Here is a 624-nt window from a genome sequence, read left to right on the forward strand (position 1 = left end):
TGTTCGCATCTAGAACCTCAACTAACTTTAACTTCATATGTTCTGGGACAAGGCTCCAATCAGCTGCTTTTTCAATATGTTCATTCATGCAAGGAAATGAATGAGTAACACAAACAATTGCATTACCAGTAAAGCCTATATCCTTGAAATAAATGTAGCCATCAAATGAATGAATAACTGATTTGGTAAATCCTTTATACCTACCTATATCGTGTAAGAGTGCGGCATTGTACCCTAAATCAACATCAAAATCATATCCGTTTTTATTTAATTCAATTAAAATATTTTCAGTCGCTTTTGCGACATTAATCGAATGTTTAAACCACGGTCCTGGGTTTTGGATATATGCCCACTCAATAAGCTCATATGCATAATTTCTGTCCAATATATATCTCATGGGATGTCATTCCGTTTCAAATTAAAAAATTAGTAAATCTTTATCTTTTAAAGCAAGTTTAACATAATTTTCTAATAATTTTATAAAGCAAAATAAAACGATGACCAACTTTAAGATCGCCATCTTCAACTATTGCCCCAAATAGTTAAATAAGAAGTTATTCTTTAATTAATTCTATATCGCCTGCTGTTGAATCAGGATTTTTATCAGTATAAGCAATCCAATAC

At 31.2% G+C, this 624-nt stretch carries 1 protein-coding gene; it reads right to left on the reverse strand.

Translation table 11 applies throughout. The features are described from left to right. Positions 1 to 397, reverse strand: a 397-nt coding sequence (locus tag E3U55_RS17065) for an HD domain-containing protein (protein WP_134341679.1), incomplete at its 3' end; no start/stop codon positions are given. Positions 398 to 624 lie beyond the last annotated feature (227 nt).

It is taken from the genome of Filobacillus milosensis, assembly GCF_004402015.1.
Taxonomy (GTDB): Bacteria; Bacillota; Bacilli; order Bacillales; family Alkalibacillaceae; genus Filobacillus; species Filobacillus milosensis.